General features: G+C 61.9%; 1 protein-coding gene. It reads left to right on the top strand.

Features of this window, described 5'->3' with window-relative positions; all coding sequences use genetic code 11:
- A partial coding sequence (gene glyA / locus ACR0IP_RS23150) for a serine hydroxymethyltransferase (RefSeq protein WP_480528157.1) occupies positions 1–1,272 on the top strand: 1,272 nt, incomplete at its 5' end.

Genomic DNA, 1,272 nt, shown 5'->3' with positions numbered 1-1,272 from the left:
GGTTTTTTCACCCAGTCTTTGTCGGACCGTGATCCTGAGCTTTTCGGCTCGATCACGTCCGAACTGGGCCGTCAGCGCGACGAGATCGAGCTGATCGCGTCGGAAAACATCGTCTCTGCCGCCGTGATGGAGGCGCAGGGCTCGGTGATGACTAACAAATACGCCGAAGGCTACCCCGGTCGTCGCTACTATGGCGGCTGCCAGTTCGTCGATATCGCCGAGAACCTGGCCATCGACCGCGCGAAAGAGCTGTTTGGTTGCGGTTTCGCCAACGTGCAGCCGAACTCGGGCAGCCAGGCGAACCAGGGCGTGTTCCAGGCGCTGATCCAGCCCGGCGACACCATTCTGGGCATGAGCCTGGATGCCGGTGGTCACCTCACCCACGGTGCCCGCCCGAACCAATCGGGCAAGTGGTTCAACGCCGTGCAATACGGCGTCCGCAAGGAAGACAACATGCTCGACTACGATCAGGTCGAGGCGCTGGCGAAAGAGCATAACCCCAAGCTGATCATCGCAGGCGGCTCGGCCATCCCGCGTCAGATCGACTTTGCCCGCATGCGCGAGATCGCCGACATGGTCGGCGCCTATTTGCACGTGGACATGGCGCATTTCGCCGGTCTGGTGGCCGCAGGCGAGCATCCCAGCCCCTTCCCGCACGCCCATGTAGCGACCACGACAACCCACAAGACCCTGCGCGGTCCTCGTGGTGGTATGATCCTGACCAATGACGAAGATATCGCTAAGAAAGTGAATTCGGCGATCTTCCCCGGCATTCAGGGCGGCCCGCTGATGCATGTGATCGCAGGTAAAGCCGTTGCCTTTGGCGAGGCTCTGCGCCCCGAATTCAAGACCTATATCCAGCAAGTCATCACCAACGCACAGGCGCTGTCGGATCAACTGATCAAGGGCGGTCTGGACACGGTGACCCACGGCACCGACACCCATGTGGTGTTGGTCGACCTGCGGCCCAAAGGCGTGAAGGGCAACGCGACCGAGAAGGCTTTGGGCCGCGCGCATATCACCTGCAACAAGAACGGCGTGCCGTTTGATCCGGAGAAGCCGACCATCACCTCGGGCATCCGTCTCGGCAGCCCCGCCGGCACCACGCGCGGCTTTGGCGAGGTCGAGTTCCGCCAGATCGCGGATTGGATCATCGAAGTGGTCGACGGTCTGGCCGCCAATGGCGAAGACGGCAACGCCGAGGTCGAGGCCAAGGTCAAAGCCGAAGTCGCCGACCTCTGCGCCCGCTTCCCTATCTATACGAACCTGTAA

This window comes from Ruegeria sp. AL11 (genome assembly GCF_056540865.1).
This window is presented reverse-complemented; position numbering and strand designations above follow the sequence as displayed.